Genomic DNA, 19752 nt, shown 5'->3' with positions numbered 1-19752 from the left:
GTAAGGCCCGCGATTCAGGCTTAGCCGCGATCATCCGCATGGGTGGTGAGGCGCATGTTGAGTTTTATACCGCCCCCCGTTTCTATCGAAGTGCCTGGAACAGCAACGAGTGGGGACAAGCTTTATGGGCGAATTGAAGTGTGTTTTGATCGGTGGCGGACTATTGCTGGTTCAATGCGCTGAAATTCTGCGGGGGCGCGGACACAAGATCCAGGCCATAGCGACCTCCAATGGATCGGTTCGAAACTGGGCGATGGCCCAGGACATTCCGGTCATAACACCCGAAGGCGATTACGCCGCCCAGCTGACGCAATATGACTACGACTGGCTGTTCAGCATCGCCAACCTGAAAATGGTCCCGGATGCGATCTGGCAGCACGCGCGCATCGGCGCCACCAATTTTCATGACGGCTTGCTGCCGGACATGGCCGGTCTCAACACACCCGCCTGGGCAATCCTCGAAGGTCACGAGCGGCACGGCATCACCTGGCACGCAATCACCGAAGGTATCGACGAAGGCGATATCTATGCGCAGCAGCATTTCGAGATCAGCGCGGACGAGACGGCGCTGACGCTGAACACCAAATGCTTTGAAGCAGGGATTGCGACTTTCTCCGAGGTGCTCGGCGACATCGAGCGCCGTACCCTGATCCCCCACCGCCAGGATTTTAAGAGCCGCACCTATTACGAGCAGCTCAAGCGTCCTCCGGCCGCCGGCACCCTCGATTTTACCGCTTCGGCAAGTGAGCTTTCGCGCCTGGTGCGCGGCCTGGATTTCGGCGCGACCTATCTCAACCCGCTGGCAACGCCAAAGGTCCAGTTTGGCAACGACGTCTTCACCGTCAGAAATCTTCGCGTCCTCGACGGCGAACTGAACGGCGAACCCGGCCTGGTCCTCTCGGTCGGCGCCCATGGCGTGACGGTCGGCACCGCGGACATGCCGGTCCTGCTCGAAGCCATCCGCAAGGACGGCGCCAGGCAGGTGGTCCTTTCCTCGGTGCTGCGCCCCGGCGACCGGCTGCCGCTTATGAACGACCGCGAGAAGGACACGTTATCGCAAGCGGTTTCCACTCTTGCGCGACATGAAGGCTTCTTCCGCCGCATGCTCGAAACCAGCACCGATATCACGCTACCCTATGTAAAAGCGCCAGAAGTCGGCCAGGTACCGGATATTCGCACCATCCCCCTGCCCTTTACCGGACAGCTTTCACGGCAGGAACGGGTTGCGCTGACGGCAGCCTTCCTGAACCGTCTTTCCGGTCAGCCGACGTTCGACCTCGCTTATACGAACGACAGGCTGATAGACCTTGGTGCCCGCCACCCCGGCTATTTCGCCAAGTCCATTCCGCTGCGGATCGACGCCTCGGGGCAGGTCTCGGTCGAGGACCTGCTCGGGCATGTCGACCGGTTGCTCAACGTGCTGGACGAACGCCAGGGTTATTGCCGCGATCTTGTCGACCGTTATCCCGGCCTGATCGCGGCTGAGCTGACGGTCGGTATCGCGGACATCTCCAATCCGGCGCTCACCGATGAAATCGACGGCTGCGCCCTGACCTTCCGGCTTGGCGAGACGAGGGCCGACCTCGTCTACGATCGGGCGCGCGTCGATGAACGGCAGGCGCAGGATCTGGCGACGGCATTTGCGATCCTGGCCTCGGCGTTCGAGGACCACGCGACGTTGCTGCAGGACCTGCCCTTGATGTCGAACGCCGACAGGAACATGGTCCTCTTCGACTGGAACCGGACTGAGCGGGTATACGATACGACCGCCTGCGTCCACCAGCTTATCGAGCGGCAGGTCGACCGGACGCCGGATGCCGAAGCCCTGGCATTCCACGGCCGTTCCCTTTCTTATCGCGAGATGGACGAGCGGGCGAACCGCATCGCGCAAGCGCTGGTCGCTCAGGGCGTCGGCCCGGACGTCACTGTTGGCCTGTACCTGCCGCGTTCGCTCGACCTTGTCGTCGGAGCGCTTGCGATCATGAAGGCGGGCGGAGCCTATATTCCGCTCGACCCGCATTTTCCAGCCGATCGCCTCGCATTCATGATCAAGGATAGCGGCGCCAAACTGGTTCTGACCGAGCGGCGGCTGGCAAAATCCGAGACGCTTGATGGCACCGATTTCCTGTGTGTCGAAGATATCCTGAGAAGCCAGGCCGCAGCCGATCGCCCGGCAACCGACGTGACTTCCAGCAATCTTGCCTATGTCATCTATACGTCGGGCTCGACTGGCCTGCCGAAGGGCGTGATGCTCGAGCATCGCAACGTGGTCAACTTCTTCGTCGGCATGGACGACCGGGTGCCGCGCTCCGCCGATCGTCGCAATGTCTGGCTGGCCGTCACCAGCCTCTCTTTCGATATTTCCGTTCTGGAACTCTTCTGGACCCTTGCCCGCGGCTTCAAGGTCGTCATCCATTCCTCAGAAGTCATCGAAGCCAAGGCAAAGGGCGCGTCTTCCGCCGGGAGAGGCACGCATCTGGATTTCGGCCTCTTCTACTGGGGCAATGACGGCGGAGTTGGTCCGGACAAATACCGTCTGCTGATCGAAGGTGCGAAATTCGCTGATGCAAATGGGTTCGATTCCGTCTGGACGCCGGAGCGCCATTTCCACGCCTTCGGTGGCCCCTATCCGAACCCGGCCGTTACCGGAGCGGCGGTCGCGGCGGTCACCAAAAACCTTTCGATCCGCGCCGGCAGTTGCGTTTTGCCGCTCCATCATCCGGCGCGCGTCGCCGAGGAATGGGCAGTCATCGACAATCTCAGCAATGGGCGCGTCGCACTTGCCTTCGCCTCCGGCTGGATGCCGGAGGACTTCGTGTTGCGGCCCGAAAACGCACCGCCGAAGAACAAGGCGAGCCTGACCCGCGACATCGAGGTCGTCCGCAAATTGTGGCGTGGCGACAGCGTCGATTTCGATTTCGGCGCCGGCACGGTCGCAGTCGTGACCCAGCCGCGGCCGGTCCAGAAGGAACTCCCTGTCTGGCTAACCACCGCCGGCAATCCGGAAAGCTATCGGGAAGCCGCTCGGCTCGGCGCCAACGTGCTCACCCACTTGCTCGGCCAGTCGGTCGACGAGCTTGCGGAAAAAATCCGAATCTATCGGCAGACGCTCACCGAGACCGGCCGCGACCCCGCCGATTACAAAGTCACGCTAATGCTGCACACCCTGATCGGCGAAGATCGCAACGAGGTGCGGGATCTGGCGCGCGGCCCGATGAAGGAATACCTGCGCAGCGCAGCCGCTCTCATCAAGCAATATGCCTGGGCGTTTCCGGCCTTCAAGAAGCCACAGGGCATCGCCCAGCCGATGGATATCGACCTCCAGTCGCTCGCGCCCGAGGAGATGGATGCCATCCTGGAATTCGCCTTCCTGCGTTATTTCGAAGACAGCGGCCTGTTCGGCACGGTCGAGGATGCGCTGGAAAGGCTGGATCAGGTCAAGGCGGCCGGCGTCGACGACATTGCATGCCTCATCGATTTCGGCCTGGCCGACCATATCGTCATGGAAAGGCTGCCGCTGTTGGCCGAAGTGGTCAAGATGAGCAAGAATCCCGTCAGCGAAGAGACCGGAGATGGTTTTGCAGAAGAGATCCGCAAGCATCGGGTTACCCATCTGCAATGCACGCCCTCGATGGCCCGCATGTTCATGATGATCGACGAGGATCGCGCAGCGCTCAGCGACGTCAGGCATCTCTTCCTCGGCGGCGAGGCGCTGCAGGGGTCGCTTCTCGCAGCCTTGCGAACCGTCACCGATGCGACGATTGAAAACATGTACGGCCCGACCGAGACGACAATCTGGTCTTCGACATTCACGGCCGGCCCATCGACAGGCGTCGTGCCGATCGGCCATCCGATCGCCAATACCCAGCTCTATGTGCTCGACAATGCCTATAATCCGGTGCCGCCCGGCGATGTCGGCGAACTCTATATCGGCGGCGACGGCGTCGCCCGCGGATATCACAACCGCGAACAGCTCACGCAAGAACGCTTCCTGCCCAACCCGTTCATGGAAGGCCGGATCTATCGAACCGGCGACCTTGCTCGCTTCGACAGGAACGGCGTCCTGCATTTCCTCGGCCGTACCGATCATCAGGTAAAGATCCGCGGCCATCGCATCGAACTTGGCGAGATCGAAGCGCGGATCGGCACATTCGCCGGCATCCGCGAGGCGGTCGTGGTCGCTCGCAAGGACAACCCCGGCGACGTGCGCCTGGTAGCCTATATCCGCACCGACGGGACGTCCGTCTCCGAACAGGATCTGCGTGCCTATATCGCCGAAACTCTGCCCGATGCGATGATACCATCGCATTTCGTGACGATGGAGGCCTTCCCGCTGACGCCGAACGCCAAGGTGGATCGCAACAAGCTGCCGGCTCCGACGGAAAAGGTCCAGTCCACGCCCGCGACGTTCATAGAACCGTCCAACAGTCTGCAGCGCGACATCGGCGAGGTCTTCAGCCGCGCGCTTGGGCTCGAAAAGGTGGGCATCTTCGACAACTTCTTTGCACTCGGAGGACATTCGCTGCTCGCTGTGCAAGTTCATCGCGAAATGAAGGCAAAGCTGGCACCGGATCTGACGATCACCGACCTCTTCCGTTTCCCGACAGTTGCCCTTCTGGCCGACCATATCGCCGGCAAGGGTAAGGCCGATATCCAGTTGAGCAGGGTGGCCGAGCGAGCCGCATTGCGCCGCAATGCGATGGAACGGCGCCCGACGCTGGTTCGCGTGGAAACGAAGGTCTAGCTATGCTGCTGGAAGGCATATTCGACCCTTCCGTGTCGGTCGCCGAATCCGACCTGTTCGGCGACGTTTCAAAACTCTATCCCGAAGAGAGAACGGCGATCGCCACGGCGGTGAAGAGCCGGCAGCAGGAGTTCACCGCCGGCCGCACCTGCGCCAGGCGGGCCATGGGTCATCTGGGCCTGCCAGATATGGCCATCCCCGTGGGGTCCGATCGTGCGCCGATCTGGCCGGCCGGCATTGCCGGAAGCATCAGCCACTCCACCACCCGCTGCGTCGCAGCCATCGGCCGCCATTCGGACGGCATCAAGGCTCTCGGACTCGATCTTGAGGAAGCGACGCCGCTTGACGACACCTATGCGCAGGAGATCTGCACACCGCGCGAGCGACAGTGGCTCAACCGGCAGCAATGGGGCACTCGCGGACGATTGGTGAAGGCGATCTTCAGCGCCAAGGAATGCACTTACAAATGCCAATACGGCCTGACGCGCACGATGTTCGGCTTTGAGGCGATCCGCATCGAATTGAACCTCGCCGACGGGCACTTCGCCGCTTATTTCGAGATCGATGTCCCGCCCTTCAGGACTGGTGACCGGCTTGTGGGCCGGATCAGGCTGCGCGACGGATATGTCGTCGCCGGCATGATCATCCGCTGAAGCATCGGCCGTAGCCTGCTCGGCCCCTGGCCCAGGCCGCCAACCGCCAAGAACGACGCAGTTCAAGCCCGTTTCAGCATGAGGCAGCCGGCCGGAAGCCAGTGGCGGCATTTTGCCGTAGCCGGCTGCATTCACTCGATCAATAACCATTTTGGCACGAAGAACAGGCTTCAATTGACCCACCTGCCATCAAATGGGCGTAGATAGGTTCGACCTGATCCTACCTGCCCCAAAATAGGATGAGCCCGCGCTCACTCGAACTGTGTAGCGTGGTCAGCTTAGAACGCTCGGCCCTCCCGTTATGATTGACTCCTTGAGACGCTATCGTCGGAGGGAAGTCATGCAACAGGACATACTGGTCGCCGCAGCATTGTTATTGTCCGTCGTTGTCCTTGTTCCGACTGTCTTTTTCGCGATTGAATGTCTCGCGGGAAGCATCGGCCGGCAGAGCACACCGCCGCGTCAGAACGGCCGACGACCGCAAGTCGCGGTTCTTGTCCCGGCGCACAACGAAGAGCTTCAGATCATTGGCACCCTGCAGAGCATCCAAAGCCAGATGCGCGATGGCGATCGGCTGGTCGTCGTGGCGGACAACTGCAACGATCTCACCGCCTCGCTGGCGCGCGAAGCGGGCGCGGATGTCATCGTACGGTTCGATCCGCTTCGCCGCGGCAAGGGCTACGCCCTCGACGCCGGCGTCAGGTATCTCGGCCTGCTGCCGCCGGACGTGGTCGTCATTGTCGACGCCGATTGCTGGCTGGAACCGGGCGCGCTCGATAACCTCGCCCTCATGGCCGCGGCAACGAACGGACCCGTGCAATCCCGCTATCTGATGTTCGCGCCGCCGGACGCAAGCATCAACCTCGCGGTTTCCGAATTCGCATTTCTCCTGAAGAACCGGATCCGGCTTCTTGGACTGGCTAAACTCGGGCTTCCTGCGCAATTGACCGGCTCGGGCATGGCATTTCCCTGGGCCGTCCTGCGTGACGCCGCACTTGCGAACGGCGATCTGGTCGAAGACATGAAGCTTGGGCTGGACCTCGCGCGGATCGGCCACGCTCCGCTTTTTTGCGATGCCGCAGCCGTAAGCAGCAGGTTTCCGTATTCGAAGAAAGGCCTAGAAACACAAGCCTCCCGATGGAACGCGGGCCGCTTGGCGTTAGCGGCACACCTTTTCTCGGCCTTGCTTGACGGCAACACGTTGCGGAACAGGGCCTATCTGGCGCTCGTCGTTGATGCGCTCATACCGCCGCTGACATTGCTGGCAGCGCTTCTCCTGCTCTCACTGTTTCCGGCAGTCTTCCTCGCGACTTCGGGAATTGCGATCGCGCCGTTGGCTATCTCGATCATCAGCATCCTGGCTTTCGATATCGCGCTGTCGGTAGCCTGGTGGCGTCACGGCAGACGCGCGCTTCCCATGCATGCCATGGCTGACATCCCCGGATACATCTTCAAGAAACTGAGGCTCTATCCGCGCCATGTCATCGAAGCCGGCGGGGCCACCTGGATCAGAACTGATCGAACCAGGGTCCACTGATCCGGGGCGAGAGGGGCATTCCCCTTTCGGAAAGTCGGCTCAGGACGCGGGGTCCGGGACGGCCTTGGCCTCCGTCAGGTTCGTCTTTGTCGCTGAGAGTTTCTGAGCAATATGCTCTGCAACACGCAAGGCGTTCGCGGCGACCGTGAGGCTTGGATTGGCCCCTCCGCTGGTCGGAAAGAACGAAGCATCGACGACATAGAGATTGTCCAGGTCGTGCACGCGGTTGTTGGTATCCAATACCGCAGTAGAGGGATCCGAACCAAACCGGCATGTGCCACAGGCATGGCCGTAGTTGAGGTTGACTTCGGAACCGAGCATCATCATCCGGTGCCACTTGAATGCTGTCCGGTATAGTTTGCGGAATGCCTGCATTCTTTGCCGCAACTCGGTATGGATGGTATATTCGAAATACATCCTGGCCGGATCTTCCGGATCGGGCCTGACGCGATTTTCGGGATAAGGCAGATCCTCGAGGATAGAGGTGAATATCGTCGCATTGCCTGAGATAAGGGCGCCGATCATCGCCGGGATGCGCATGAAGGGCTTCAGCGGCTTCAGCCAGATCCAGCCATTCCGGTCGATCAGCGATTTCAGGAAGTGAAGCACGTTGTTGGCGGTCGCCGTCAGACCCGTGGACTGGATGACGCCCAGCTTGAGGCCTTGATATTCGTAGAAATCGCGAAGACCGATAGCCTTTCCCGGCTCTGAAACACGGGTTCTGCCGCGAGGCCAGACAGCGAAGAAATCAGACGCGTGGAACATCAGATTGCGCCCCACGAGATCCGACGTGTTGGCAAGGCCGTTCGGCCAGAACTCGTTCGTGGAATTAAGAAGCAGCAAAGGCGTTGAAAGCGCGCCGGCGGCGAGCACATAGAGCTTTGCGACGATCGCCAGCTCGTTCCCGTTCTTCCGGCAAGACAATTGCGTGACCGCCCGGTCATCGGCCGAGATCTTTTCCACACTGCACTGATCGATGATCATCGCATTGCCCGTCGCGAGCGCCGGCTCGACGAATGCCCGCCGTGCGTCCTGCTTGCAGGACTTGTGACAGATGAAGCCGCCGCATTGGCTACATCCGTCGATATATCGACAGGCCGTGTGAACCCGATAGGGATGCATTCCATTCGACTGCGCGGAGTCGAAAAAGTGCTGGTCGCATCGGGTCATGGCGGGAGGCTCGATGACATCAGATTGCGGCTGCAGCGGGTCCTGGCTGCCGCGAACGTGCAGAAGGCCTTCCGCCTTGCGGTAAAAAGGCTCCAGATTTTCGTAACCGATCGGCCAAGCCGACTTGCCGGACTTGTCGACGATTTTGAAGTCGCTTGGGGAAAACCGTTCGAGCGCTGCAGCATAGATGAGCGTCGAACCGCCGACGCCGCAACCGAGTGCAGGAAAGAAGCGCACGGGATGGGCATCCACCGTGCCGGAAATCTGCTGCGGCCACCGGCCATTTCTCAGGCGTTTCGTTTCATCCGGACTGTCAGGATCATCAGCTTCATCCTGCGGGAACTCAGCCAGACCTTTTTCGATGAAAAGGACGCGATATCCGGCGGCTGCCAAAGCGTATCCCATTGCCGCCCCGCCCATTCCGGCGCCGACGATGGCAACGTCCCATTCAAATTCCATCCACACCCCCAACTCAAAACAAAGGGCTGTGGCGATAAGCCTTCAGCCGGCAGGACCCCTCCGGCGGCTGAGCCCCAATATCCAAAATTGCTGCTAATGTTCATTTTCATCGGCAGAGCAAGACAGTCCCGCCTTCTCGTTCAAAATATAAAATTGATCTATACCATTTAACTTAAGTCAAAATAAAATTACCTCGGAAATCTCGAAGGCAGATTCAACCCTATAGAGGAAAGATTGTATTCAATCGGTCCAGCAACAAAAGTAGGTAATAGGGAGATCATTCTTAGGAGGTAGGCTGGATACATTGTGCCCACCCTCTCCTCGGCTATACTCTTATCGCTGGTAGGGGTTTTTTAACGATGATCACACCATTCGAGCCGAAGATTGGAAATGATTACATCTCGTATGAGCAGAAGTCTCAACGCGGGGGGCCTGAATATCATGTTATCGCCTATGTGGCTGCCGCTGCCGACTTCATCTATCTTCTCGGAGCGACCGGCGTCGGTTTCACGGGTTATCAATATGCCGTTTTCGGATCTGCGCCCGATCCGTCGCTCTTTATCGGGATCGGCCTAGTTCTATCGACGATCTTCGTGCTCGCAATGCACAGCGCGCAGGCCTACAGCCCGGAGAGCATTCAGCTCCTGCGGCCACAAATCCGGCTGATCTGCATTCTGATTCCAAGCGCTCTCGCTTTCCTGCTGACGGTCATTTTCTTTTTGAAAATCGGCACGACCTTCTCGCGCGGAGCGATCTTGATGACAGCTGTCATCTCTCTGTCCGGGCTGATCTGCACCCGCCTGTTCTGGCACTGGTATCTGCCGTCGGCAGCGGCTGCGGCGTCCTTCAAGATGAAACGAGTACTCCTGATCTGTCATGAGGAGTTTTCAGCGGAACACTGGCAGCATAAGGCGGCCGCAAGCGGTATGACACTCGTGCAGGTCCTCCGCCTCTCGGATGAAAATCTGTTGCCCGTGAACGCTCTGCAGAGACTGGGGCAGAGCGAGACCGACAACATCGACGAGGTATTCATCATCTGGCGGGACCCGAATGTCTCCAAGCTCGAATTCTACCTCGGAGAACTCAGACGCTCTGCATCGCCGGTCAATGTCATCTTCGATGGCGTCGTCGGCCGGCTTACCAGTGCTCCGGCCCGCAAGATCGGCGGCATGACAGCATTCCAGACGCAGCGGCCGCCGCTGAACCTTTACGAACGCGGCACCAAGCGCGCGTTCGACATCATCTTCTCGCTATTGGCCATCCTCTCGCTGTTTCCGTTGTTGCTCGTCGTGGCGATCGCCATCAAATGCGATTCCAGGGGTCCTGTTCTGTTCAGGCAGGTCCGCAAAGGATATGGCGGCCGCTCGTTCCGAATTTTGAAATTCCGCAGCATGACCGTCATGGAAGATTCTGCCGATATTCGCCAGGCAACCAGGGACGACCCCCGCGTCACGAGGATCGGGGCCATCATCCGCGCTTCGAGTATCGATGAGTTGCCGCAACTCTGGAACGTCCTCCGAGGCGAGATGTCGATCGTCGGCCCCCGTCCGCACGCGCTCGCCCACGACGAACTCTATGATGCGCAGATCGCCAAATATGCCTTCAGGCGGCATGTCAAACCCGGGCTGACCGGCTGGGCTCAGATCAACAATTGCCGCGGCGAGACGCCGAATATCGAGAAGATGGAAGAACGGATATTCCACGACCTCTGGTACATCAACAACTGGTCGTTCTGGCTCGATATGAAGATCGTCGTCCGCACCGCAATCGAGATCTGCGATTTCGGCAAGGTCTACTGATTCACTGCAAGATCGGAAGGCTTTAAGCCGATGGCAGCGCCGGGATGTGGGTGACATCCCGCATCCCGGCGGCCTCGATGAGGACTTCGCAGGGCGGTGCGTGGCTGATGAAATGGATTGGGCTGGCCGTCAGCCCGTAGGCGCCGCTGTTATGCACGGCAATGAGATCACCCTCTTCGATCCGCGGAAGCATCGCCCCGACGGCGAGCCGGTCGATCGAGGTGCAAAGCGGGCCGACGAGATTGACTTTTTCCGGTTCACCCTGCCCACCGACCTTGTGCATCGTATAGTTCCGATGCATCACCATTCCGAAATGACCGGAAGCCGGCAGGTGATTGTTCATGCCGCCATCGCAGATACCGATCCGCACGCCGCGTGATTCCTTGACCGAAATGACGCGCGTCAGAAAATATCCGGCCTCACCGACAAGATAGCGCCCAAGTTCGAGCACCAGCCGGGTCGCAGTAAATTGCGGCAACGCCTTGAGACCATCGAAATTCGCCGCGATGCCGGCAGCGACGGCAGTCAGGTCGAGCGGCAGATCGCCGTCATGATAGGGAATTCCGAGCCCGGAACCGAACACCAGTTTTTCCGGCTGCGGAATGTAAGCTTCGCAGACCTCCCGGAAAATGCCGATGAAGTTGCGATAGTTCTCGCAGATGGCTTCGGGCTTCAGGCACTGCGTGCCGGAATAGATGTGCAACCCGACGATCTTGAGATTGGGCAGGGCCGCGATCTCAGGCATGTCTCTCGCAACATCTTCCCAGTCGATGCCGAAGGCCGAAGGCCGGCCGGCCATCTGATCGCCAAACCCTTTGGGAACCGTGGTCGGAGCAATGCGGACGAGGACATGCTGGATACGCCCAAGTTCGGCGGCGATGGAATTGGCAAGTACGGCCTCGCGCACCGATTCCAGGATCAGTTCGCCAATGTCGCCTTCGATCGCCTCCCGGATTTCGAACTGCCGTTTTCCCGGACCTGTGAAACTGATGCGCGCGGCTTCCCATCCCGCTGCAAGAGCTGTCCTGAACTCGCCGATGGAGGAGACGTCGAGATATTCAGCCTGTCCCCTCATCAGGGAAAGCAATGCCGGATTGGGATTGCTCTTCGCGGCAAAGCTCAGCGCGAAACGCCCCTCGAAAGCTTGCCTCAGGAGCGCTGCCCGGCTTTCGATCGCCGATGCGAGATAAACATAGGAGGGGGTTCCGAATGATGCCGCCGCAGTCTGCAGCCAGACATCGAGCGCCGAAGAGTGGTTCATCAGGCGCTGGCTTCGGCAAAACGGATGATCCGGGACGGCGTATCGAAATTCTCGAGCGTCACGTCCTCGGCGCGGATGGCAAGGCCCGTCGTCTGCTCGACAAAGGCCAGCAGGTTCACCATCGAGACGGAATCGAGAAGCCCCGAGGAGAACAGTTCGCTCTCGCTGTCCGCATGGGCGATATTCAGGGATTCCCGCAGGTAACCAATCAATTTTCCATGGGTAAGGCTCATTGCAAGTTCTCCCTCGTTTCGGTCACCTTGACTGGGACTGCTGGCGGAGGCGCACTGAGGACAATTTCCCCGCCTTGCATGCATTCGCGGGAAAGGCGCACCACATCCGGTCGCGCCAGTTTGCCGCTCGACGTCCGGGGCATTCCTTCCGCCCACACATGGAACTGGCGCGGCACCATATAGGACGGCATCGCGCGCCGGCAATAACGCAGCAAGGCTTCCTCATCGAACTCGCCGATCGGCGTTATCGCCACATGCACGGTTTGCCCCAGTTCCTCGTCGTCGACACCGAAGGCGACTGCTTCCGCCACCACGCCGCTGCGGCAGACGAGATCCTCGATCTCATCGGGACTGACGCGGAAGCCGCTGGTCTTGATCATCGCGTCGTTACGGCCGATGAACCACAGGTCGCCATCGGCATCGATCCTGACGATATCGCCGCTATAGACGACCGGTTCGTCGCCGATCAGGTGCCAGAGCTCCGGACACGGCCTGATCTTTTGCTCCGTTACCTCAGGCTTGCCCCAATATCCAAGGCTCACAAGCGGGCCGCGGTGAACCAGTTCACCCTGTTCGCCGGGATAGGCGATGCCTTCGCCATGCTTGATGACATACACTTCGGCGCCGGGGATCGCCTGGCCGATCGCGCCCATCTTGCGGGTGAACTTCTGCGGCGAAAGATAGGTGGAGCGGAATGCCTCGGTCAGCCCGTACATCAGGTAGACATCCGCATCCGGGAAAACCCGCGGTATCTGCTCCAGGATATTAAGCGAAATCTTGCCGCCGGAATTGGTGATCCGCCTGAGCGCAGGAAATTCCACGGGGTTGTCTTTCAGCAGCCGCACGATCTGGCTCCAAAGCGGCGGCACGGCGGCGACGCCGGTCACCCGATGCCGCTGCATCGCCAGCACGATTTCAGTCGCCATCGGCACCGCCTGATGAACAACCGTGCCGCCCATCAGCATCATCGTCGTCAGCTGGTTCAGGCCATAGTCGAAGCTGTAGGGCAGGACGCTGAGCAGCCGATCGTCCTCCCTGAGGCCCAGATAGCGCGACACGGACCGGGCGCCGGCAACGATGTTACGATGGGTCAGCATCACGCCCTTCGGCATGCCCGTCGAACCGGATGTGTAGATGATCATTGCAAGTTCTGTGTCGAGGCGCGCAATTTCGTCGCCGGAAAAGTCTTCCGGAAGATGATCCCAAACATCGAATATGGTGTCGGCCGGCAATTTGCCTTTGACCAGGACATTGTCGACCGTGTCGGGTAGTTTGCGTGCGCCAAGCGCCTCGGCGACCCTTGCCTCGACGATCAGCAGGCGTGCGCCGCAGTCGTTGGCGACATATTCGAGCTGCTCGACCGTCCATTGCGTGTTGACGTTGACGATCACTCCACCGACCTTGGCGATGGCGAACATGGCGGTGACTTCTGCGATGCTCTTGCGCAGGTGCACGATCACCCGGTCGCCCGGCCGGATATTGCGGCTCTGAAGATAGCCCGCCAGCCGATCCACCTCGGCCACCACAGCGGCATAGCTCGCTGCACGATGACCGTCGATGATCGCCGGCTTGCCCGGCCTTGCATCAAGGTTGTCAGCCAGAAGCTGATAGAAGTTGGTGGTCAACGCGTTCATGGCAAACTCCTCCAGCGATGGGTGGATCAAGGGCCGGCATCAGCCTTGGTGTGCTCGCTCAAAAACGGGCCGAGGCGGGGATAGATCCTGGCCGGTGAGCCGACGACGATCGAATCCGACGGGACATCGGTGGAGACCGCCGTATTCGCTCCTATCCTCACCCGATCGCCGATCCGAATGTCGCCAAGAATGGTGGAATTTACGCCGATAAAGACGTCATCGCCGATCCTGGGTGCGCCGGCGCTCATGTTCGTGCCGATCGTGACATTGTGCATGATGCCGCATCGTTTTCCGATCACGACCGCCGGGTGGATCGAGATCGACCCCTCGACGTGGATGATGTGAAAACCCTCGCCAAGCATCACCTCGGCCGGGATCCACACGCGCGTCAGCGTTGAAACGACCATGTTGATCGCGCCGTAGATCTTCTGGAAGAACCGCCTGGCGACGTAGCTTCGGCGGCTGCCCGCCCATCGACCAAAGCGATAGACCAACAGCGCGATAAAGGCGGCATTGAGGACCGTCCCGCCGTGACGGTCATAGTCCTTGCGCACCAGTTGGCCGAACGGGACGGGAGGCGCCTGCAGAGATGCCGTACTATTGTGGTCCTGCATCGCAACCGATTGAGGGTGGAGAAAACGAAGCCGTGAGGTCATGCGAACACCATCTCCAATGTGCGGCCGATATCATCCCAATCGACCCTGAAGTTTTCGCAGGTTCCCTCGCCGATGACGAGAGCGTAGCCCTGTCCCTGACGATCGGTGATGATCTTGAGAGCTGAAACCGCCCGGTCCGGGGGCTGGATGACGAAGAGGGTCGCGTCCGGCGGCATGACGGTGAGGCCATGCACCAGATGGCTGCCTTCGACGCCGGCGACGATGCGGGCGCCGGCACAGGCAAGAATAATGTCGTCTACCGACGACGCCATCGGATCGAGGATCCGGAATCCGAGTTTCGATGCGAACTGTTCGGCGATCTCGGCCTCGTTTGTCAGGTTCCGGCTGCTTCCCCCGTTTCCCCGCAGGATGAAGACACCGGGATGAACGGGAAAAGGCGGCACCGACGCCAGCAGCTTTTCGCGCAGCTGATCGGCCCGTTTCCTCTTGCTCGCGTTCTGCCCCTTGTCCCGGAAAAGGACCACTTCGTTGAAATGGACGTCGCTGACCTGGATCGGCTTGAAGCCCAGTTTCTGGGCGTATTGCGGCTCGTGCTCCCACGTGGCCAGCCGCGTCCTGACCGGCGTCTGATATTCGTCCGCCAGCGAATAAGTCAGACAGTCATCCAAAAGCCAGTTGCCGAACCAGCGATTGCCGACCCAGCTCTCGAACAGTGCCCCACTGGCCGATTGCTTGGGGGGCACATAGACCGGCAGCCGGCGGCTGCGAGGCCTGAGGCTCCTCGACGACTTCTGCCCATAGAGTACGCCGTCGATCAGGTCGATATTTTTGACCCGGTAACCGACTGTTGCCTCCTGGATGGTTTCGTAATTTCCCCTGAAGCCCTTCAATATCTCGGCAACGGAACCGAATTCCGCACCCGTGATGCGATCGAGATGATGCGGAAGAAATTTGGCAGGGTGGATGAAGCGTCTGACTTGCGGAGCGATCGTCCAACGTTCGCATGCGACCGCCTCGATGTCCGGAACAGAGATCCGGGCCGCTCTTCTCAAAGAATGCATGATCGGCGGAAAAGATATCAATCAACCATCCTCCCGGGGCCCACGACGGCGCTTCGAACGCTGAGGCTCCATGCCCCCAAACTACCGCCCTGGGCAGGATAATCGCATAGCGGCCAATGGTTTCGCCGTGATCTTTGGGTTATCGGCCTACTCATTTCGAAGTATCAGATAACGATATTTTCCTCGTGCTCCAGCAGTGAAGCAATCGCCTGGGCGCTGATGCGATGGTGGAATTTCGCGGCGATCTTGGCCCGCGATGCCTGCCTCAACCGACGTGAGAGATCATCGTTCAGCAATACTCTTTCGATAGCGGCTGCCATCTCCTCCGGACGCTGCGCTTGAACCAGCATGGCGTCCACACCATGGTCGACGAGCTCGCTATTTCCACCGACATCGGTGACGATCACCGGCATCTCCATCGCCATCGCCTCCATGATGGCGACCGAAATCCCTTCGTTCAGACTGGCGAGCACGAAGATATGCGCGTCCTCCAGCCCTTGTCGCACCCGGGTTTCGGAGACCGCTCCCAGAAGTTCGACACAGCCGGTGAGCTTCTTTTCCGCAATCAGGGCTTCCAATGTCCTGCGATAGCCGCTGCCGCCCTGCTCGTCTTCGCCGGCAATCTGCAGGCGGACGTCGATGTCACGCCTTCGCAGAATTTCGACGGTTTGAAGCAGAAGGTCATGTCCTTTCACCGGATTGAGCCTGCCGCAGGTAAAGATCCGGCATGGTTCCCCAGGTTTCCAAGGGTTGTAGGGACGGCTCCTGCGAATCTGCTCCAGATCCACCCCCATCGGCGCAATCGCGATCCGGGACGGTTTCGAGCCGTTTAGCTTGACATCGATATCGTTGAACAACCGCTTGGAGATCACCGTCGCAAAGGCGGCATTCTTCCATTTCTGCCGCTGGTTGGGACCATAACCCTCGAGTGTCGGGCCATGAAGCGTCAGGCTATAGGGTATTCCGGACAAGAGCGACGCCAGCGCCGCGACGTTCGCCGCGTCGGCGCAGGAATGGACATGAATATGGGACCAGTTTCCACGACGCGCGAGCCGCACGAGCTTGCCGGCAACCAATAGGATGGCGAGCATGCGCAGTCGACCGACTGGAGATTTGATTTCCGCACCGAGAACGGCGGCAAGACTCCGGCCGACCCGACGCGGACCGGCGCGAACAATTTCCGCCATCGCGACAAGCGCTCCGCCAAAGCCGAGCGGCAGAAGGTAGTCGGTCTCTCTGCGGGCTTCGTCGGCCCAGGCATGTGACGCGATCGCCTTCGGAGGAGGCGCCGTGGAAACGAATTGAGCCTCGATACCGAGCTCGGACAAGGCCTCGTGTTCACGCCACAGGAATATATGGGTCTGACCCGGAAATTCCGGTATGAAGAAACCTATCCTGCGACCCATCACCCCTCCTTGTTCCGACGCTCCCGCGACACGCGACCTTGTCGGCTGCGGCACTCGCATGACAGACCACGCGCGGCCGGTAACCGCAGGCACTAATCGGTTGAATGCAGAAGGATCATGGTCAGCGCCAGGTCGCCATTTCACAAGCTTTCTTGGCGGCGGATGGCCTTATCCTAAAGGGGACGGATCGCTTGGCACTCATCCGTTCGGGTTAGGAACGGGGATCGAACACGTACCTCTTTGTGCCTTGTTTGCAGGTGCCCGACGCGGCCGTAGTATAAACCGTCTTATCCCAGTTGGATGGGAAGGGGTTACCAATCACCGGGGGTCTACAGATGCGTGGGATAACGAGTCTCGCGGGGCTATTGCTCTGCCTGACATTTGGGGACGTTGCCGCCCAGACAGCCTATCGCCTACAGCCAGGCGATACGCTTCAGGTATGGATTGCCCAGGAGCCAGAGCTCACCCGCGAGGTCGTCATTGCTCCGGACGGATGGCTGTCATTCCCCCTTGCAGGCCATATTCAGAGCGCCGGGCTTTCCCTTTCGGAACTGGAGGCGCAACTTCTCGATCGGCTGAAAACCTATTTCAACGACAAACCCAATCTGACGATCATGTTGCGGCCCAACACTCAAAACCCGCAGCTGATCTACGTTCTTGGCGAGGTCGCCACACCCGGCGCATACCCGTATCGGGCGAACATGACTGTCCTTCACGGCCTCAGCGTTGCCGGCGGCGTTTACCGCACGGCTTTACTGGCCGCCGATCAGGACCGGTCCGTGATTGTACGCCGCGACGTCGAACACTCCCAAAAACGCCTGCAGGAACTGAAGGCCCGCATCGTCCGCCTCGAGGCAGAACTGCGGGGCGAAAAATCCATCGGCACGACCGAAGCGCTTGCCGCCGATCCGGCCCTTGCCCAGGAACAATCGCTGTTGAACGCCCGCATGGAAGCGCTTTCCATGGAGGAAAAAGCCCAGGCACAGGCAAACCAGCTCACGGAGCGAAACAGTCTCGCGATGCAGGAGCAGGTCGATACCATGACGAAACGGATCGACCTGGCCAAACGCCGCCTCCAGAGCATCACCGGGCTCGTCGCCAAAGGCGTAACCGAAGGCTCGCAGCAGATGGTCCAGGAAGGCACGATCGCCGAGCTCGAGGGACAGATCAGCCGACTGACATCTGAAATTGCAGTCGCCGAGCGCACCAAGATGGCGGAGCTCGCCCGTTACGATAGCGCTCGACAGGCACAGCGGACCCAATTGCTGGTCGAACTCAACGCGGCCCAGCGCGAGCAGGAAGAAACCGCAGCGCGGCTGGCCGACAGCACGCGGATCATGACCATCTATGGGGAGAGTGCTGCCTCAAGCCAGCAGAGGGAGCGGCGGCAGCTCGGCTATCACGTCGTGCGGACCACGAACGGCGAAACCCGCGAGTTCGTCGCAACCGAGATGACCCCGATCCTGCCGGGCGATCTGTTGCGGGTCGTCTACACAGACCCGACGAAGACCGGGGATGCGGGGGCTGGTCAGCCGGTGGCTCGAGCCGAAACCCGCTCGTCCGAAGTAACGAGGGCAGCTCGATGACGGAGACTTCGTGATGACCAATGTATCTCGTACGCGAAGCAATGAGGCGACAGCATGATCAACGAGTTAGGACGCAATATTCTCTATTATATCGAAATCGCCCTCGCCAAACCTCTCTACGCCATCGTACCAGGACTGATTGCCATTCTGGTTGGCGCCTATTTCATCTACACGATGCCACGGAGCTATTATTCCGAGGCGCTGCTGCTGATGGAATTTCAGCAGATACCAACGACGCTCGTATCACCGACCGTATCGAACGACCGCCTGCAATTTATCGAGCAACGGGTATTGTCGCGCAATAACCTGCTGGCACTGGCCGAAAAATACCGTCTCTTTCCAAATATGCCGGATACCTTGGCCAAGAACAATTTTGCGGCCTTGATACGCAACCAGATCACTCTGCTGATATCGGTGACCGAGGGTGCCGACCGCGTCGCAAGCAACGCCTCGGTCAGAATTGGCTTCAAATATGGCGATCCCATCATTTCCGCGAATGTAGTTTCGGACCTCGTTTCGCAAATTATCGAAGAAAACCGGCGCATCCGCATGGCACGCGCTTCGGAGGCGACGAAATTCCTGACGCAGGAGGCCAACAACGTCACCCAGCGGTTCCGCGATAGGGAAGGCGTCTGGACCAAATATCTCGAGGAAAACAAGGAATCTCATCCCACACGAATCCCAACCTTGCTGATTGAGCTTCAGGCAAAGGAAGTGGAACTCGCGGCACTCGACCGGGCCGCCGTTGCGCTGAACGAAGAGATAGGAATCTACGAAGCCCAGCTGCGCATGGGCGTCGGACAGACGACCGAAAGTACGCGCTTTCATGCACAGCTTGTCGAGCTTGAGCGTGATTTCGCAGTCAAGTCGGTCATTTATTCGGACACGCATCCCCAGATTCGCGCCATGAAGCAGCGTCTCGATGAGATGCGGGCTCAAGTTGCACCGGCACCGCGCGACACATCGGGGAATATGCCGACGCCTGAAGAGATCAAGACGCTTTCGCCCGAACTCATGCTGATCGCAGAACGTATCGCGATGGCAAAGCCGCGCCAGCAACAGAATATAGCCCAAAGGAGCGCCCTTACGGAACGCATCGCCAAGCTGCGGGAGCTTGTCTCTCACGCTCCCGAAGTTGGAGCACAGATCGCGGCGAATGAAGCCGAGAAGGTGTCGTTGCAGCGAAACATGGACGAGATGCAGACTAAGCTCGACGCGGCACGCCTTGGCGAGCGACTGGAGGACGGCGATGCCGCACAGCAGATCGAGGTGGTCGAGGAGCCAGAAGTTCCCAAAGCCTCTACGGGACCACGGCGACTCCAATTGATCGCTGGAGCTTGTGCCGCAGCGGCCATGGCTGCGGCGGCGGGCATCTACGGCGCGCATCTGTTTGACCAGACCATCCGCGGCACGTTCGATCTCGGCGACGCTCTGGCCGGAGAAACGCTGGTGGTCATTCCACGATGGAAGCCGAAGCGGCGTATTGCCAGGGCATTCCGGAATTCCGCTTTTGCGACCCCAAGTCCGCTTGCGGGAGGGTGACGTGGTTCGACTACGGCCGAACCGCCTCTAGTTGAAAATGGTATCGATGG

13 protein-coding genes are annotated in these 19752 nt (G+C 59.8%); 6 read left to right on the top strand and 7 right to left on the bottom strand.

The window, feature by feature from the left end:
- Window positions 1-253 precede the first annotated feature (253 nt).
- The 3 genes from MOV61_RS09800 (at window position 254) to MOV61_RS09790 (ending at window position 6934) form a co-directional block, all read left to right on the top strand.
- Window positions 254-4744, top strand: coding sequence for a MupA/Atu3671 family FMN-dependent luciferase-like monooxygenase (locus tag MOV61_RS09800; protein ID WP_247136432.1), 4491 nt, complete (start codon window positions 254-256; stop codon window positions 4742-4744).
- A gap of 2 nt (window positions 4745-4746) precedes the next feature.
- Window positions 4747-5397 carry a 4'-phosphopantetheinyl transferase gene (locus MOV61_RS09795; protein WP_038546001.1) on the top strand — a complete coding sequence of 217 codons (651 nt, stop codon included), beginning with the start codon at window positions 4747-4749 and terminating at the stop codon, window positions 5395-5397.
- Between the two features lie 340 nt (window positions 5398-5737).
- Window positions 5738-6934 (top strand): glycosyltransferase family 2 protein, encoded by a 1197-nt coding sequence (locus tag MOV61_RS09790; protein ID WP_247136431.1) that lies wholly within the window; start codon window positions 5738-5740, stop codon window positions 6932-6934.
- Window positions 6935-6973: 39 nt separating this feature from the next.
- Here MOV61_RS09790 and MOV61_RS09785 read toward each other — a convergent pair whose 3' ends face one another.
- Window positions 6974-8563, bottom strand: a complete 1590-nt coding sequence (locus tag MOV61_RS09785; RefSeq protein WP_247136430.1) for a GMC family oxidoreductase — start codon at window positions 8561-8563, stop codon at window positions 6974-6976.
- 359 nt (window positions 8564-8922) lie between these two features.
- Between MOV61_RS09785 and MOV61_RS09780 the strand changes: the two genes are divergently transcribed.
- Window positions 8923-10362: an exopolysaccharide biosynthesis polyprenyl glycosylphosphotransferase gene (locus MOV61_RS09780; protein ID WP_247136429.1), complete on the top strand. Its 1440-nt coding sequence runs from the start codon at window positions 8923-8925 to the stop codon at window positions 10360-10362.
- Window positions 10363-10384: 22 nt separating this feature from the next.
- On the opposite strand, the gene MOV61_RS09775 is transcribed toward MOV61_RS09780, so the two are convergent.
- The 6 genes from MOV61_RS09775 to epsE all read right to left on the bottom strand — a co-directional run bounded on the left by MOV61_RS09775 (window position 10385) and on the right by epsE (window position 16574).
- Entirely contained in the window at window positions 10385-11623 is a 1239-nt protein-coding gene (locus MOV61_RS09775) for a type III PLP-dependent enzyme (protein WP_247136428.1), read from the bottom strand.
- Window positions 11623-11856 carry a phosphopantetheine-binding protein gene (locus tag MOV61_RS09770; RefSeq protein WP_038546019.1) on the bottom strand — a complete coding sequence of 78 codons (234 nt, stop codon included), beginning with the start codon at window positions 11854-11856 and terminating at the stop codon, window positions 11623-11625. Before MOV61_RS09770 ends, MOV61_RS09775 begins: the two co-directional genes overlap by 1 nt.
- Window positions 11853-13490, bottom strand: a complete 1638-nt coding sequence (locus tag MOV61_RS09765; RefSeq protein WP_247136427.1) for an AMP-binding protein — start codon at window positions 13488-13490, stop codon at window positions 11853-11855. The genes MOV61_RS09770 and MOV61_RS09765 overlap by 4 nt, the downstream gene beginning before the upstream one ends.
- A gap of 26 nt (window positions 13491-13516) precedes the next feature.
- Window positions 13517-14146, bottom strand: coding sequence for a serine O-acetyltransferase (locus MOV61_RS09760; RefSeq protein ID WP_247136426.1), 630 nt, complete (start codon window positions 14144-14146; stop codon window positions 13517-13519).
- Window positions 14143-15189, bottom strand: coding sequence for a glycosyltransferase family 61 protein (locus MOV61_RS09755; RefSeq protein WP_247136425.1), 1047 nt, complete (start codon window positions 15187-15189; stop codon window positions 14143-14145). Before MOV61_RS09755 ends, MOV61_RS09760 begins: the two co-directional genes overlap by 4 nt.
- Before the next feature lie 143 nt (window positions 15190-15332).
- Window positions 15333-16574 carry an exopolysaccharide biosynthesis GT4 family glycosyltransferase EpsE gene (gene epsE, locus MOV61_RS09750; RefSeq protein WP_247136424.1) on the bottom strand — a complete coding sequence of 414 codons (1242 nt, stop codon included), beginning with the start codon at window positions 16572-16574 and terminating at the stop codon, window positions 15333-15335.
- A gap of 335 nt (window positions 16575-16909) precedes the next feature.
- On the opposite strand from epsE, the gene MOV61_RS09745 reads away from it, so the two are divergent.
- Together MOV61_RS09745 and MOV61_RS09740 are read left to right on the top strand one after the other, a co-directional pair.
- A complete protein-coding gene (locus MOV61_RS09745) occupies window positions 16910-18160 on the top strand; it encodes a polysaccharide biosynthesis/export family protein (RefSeq protein ID WP_080719223.1) in 1251 nt (416 codons plus the stop codon).
- A gap of 54 nt (window positions 18161-18214) precedes the next feature.
- A complete protein-coding gene (locus MOV61_RS09740; protein ID WP_247136423.1) occupies window positions 18215-19702 on the top strand; it encodes a hypothetical protein in 1488 nt (495 codons plus the stop codon).
- Window positions 19703-19752: the final 50 nt, after the last annotated feature.

Origin of the sequence: Neorhizobium sp. BETTINA12A, assembly GCF_023006485.1 — a bacterium.
Classification (GTDB): domain Bacteria; phylum Pseudomonadota; class Alphaproteobacteria; order Rhizobiales; family Rhizobiaceae; genus Neorhizobium.
This window is presented reverse-complemented; position numbering and strand designations above follow the sequence as displayed.

Bases quoted from the DNA above. Each gene is read 5' to 3' on its own strand.
- MOV61_RS09770 (WP_038546019.1), bottom strand. From the start codon at position 11,856: ATGAGCCTTACCCATGGAAAATTGATTGGTTACCTGCGGGAATCCCTG.
- MOV61_RS09785 (WP_247136430.1), bottom strand. From the start codon at position 8,563: ATGGAATTTGAATGGGACGTTGCCATCGTCGGCGCCGGAATGGGCGGG.
- MOV61_RS09765 (WP_247136427.1), bottom strand. From the start codon at position 13,490: ATGAACGCGTTGACCACCAACTTCTATCAGCTTCTGGCTGACAACCTT.
- MOV61_RS09745 (WP_080719223.1), top strand. From the start codon at position 16,910: ATGCGTGGGATAACGAGTCTCGCGGGGCTATTGCTCTGCCTGACATTT.
- MOV61_RS09795 (WP_038546001.1), top strand. From the start codon at position 4,747: ATGCTGCTGGAAGGCATATTCGACCCTTCCGTGTCGGTCGCCGAATCC.
- MOV61_RS09760 (WP_247136426.1), bottom strand. From the start codon at position 14,146: ATGACCTCACGGCTTCGTTTTCTCCACCCTCAATCGGTTGCGATGCAG.
- MOV61_RS09775 (WP_247136428.1), bottom strand. From the start codon at position 11,623: ATGAACCACTCTTCGGCGCTCGATGTCTGGCTGCAGACTGCGGCGGCA.
- MOV61_RS09740 (WP_247136423.1), top strand. From the start codon at position 18,215: ATGATCAACGAGTTAGGACGCAATATTCTCTATTATATCGAAATCGCC.
- MOV61_RS09780 (WP_247136429.1), top strand. From the start codon at position 8,923: ATGATCACACCATTCGAGCCGAAGATTGGAAATGATTACATCTCGTAT.
- epsE (WP_247136424.1), bottom strand. From the start codon at position 16,574: ATGGGTCGCAGGATAGGTTTCTTCATACCGGAATTTCCGGGTCAGACC.
- MOV61_RS09800 (WP_247136432.1), top strand. From the start codon at position 254: ATGGCCCAGGACATTCCGGTCATAACACCCGAAGGCGATTACGCCGCC.
- MOV61_RS09790 (WP_247136431.1), top strand. From the start codon at position 5,738: ATGCAACAGGACATACTGGTCGCCGCAGCATTGTTATTGTCCGTCGTT.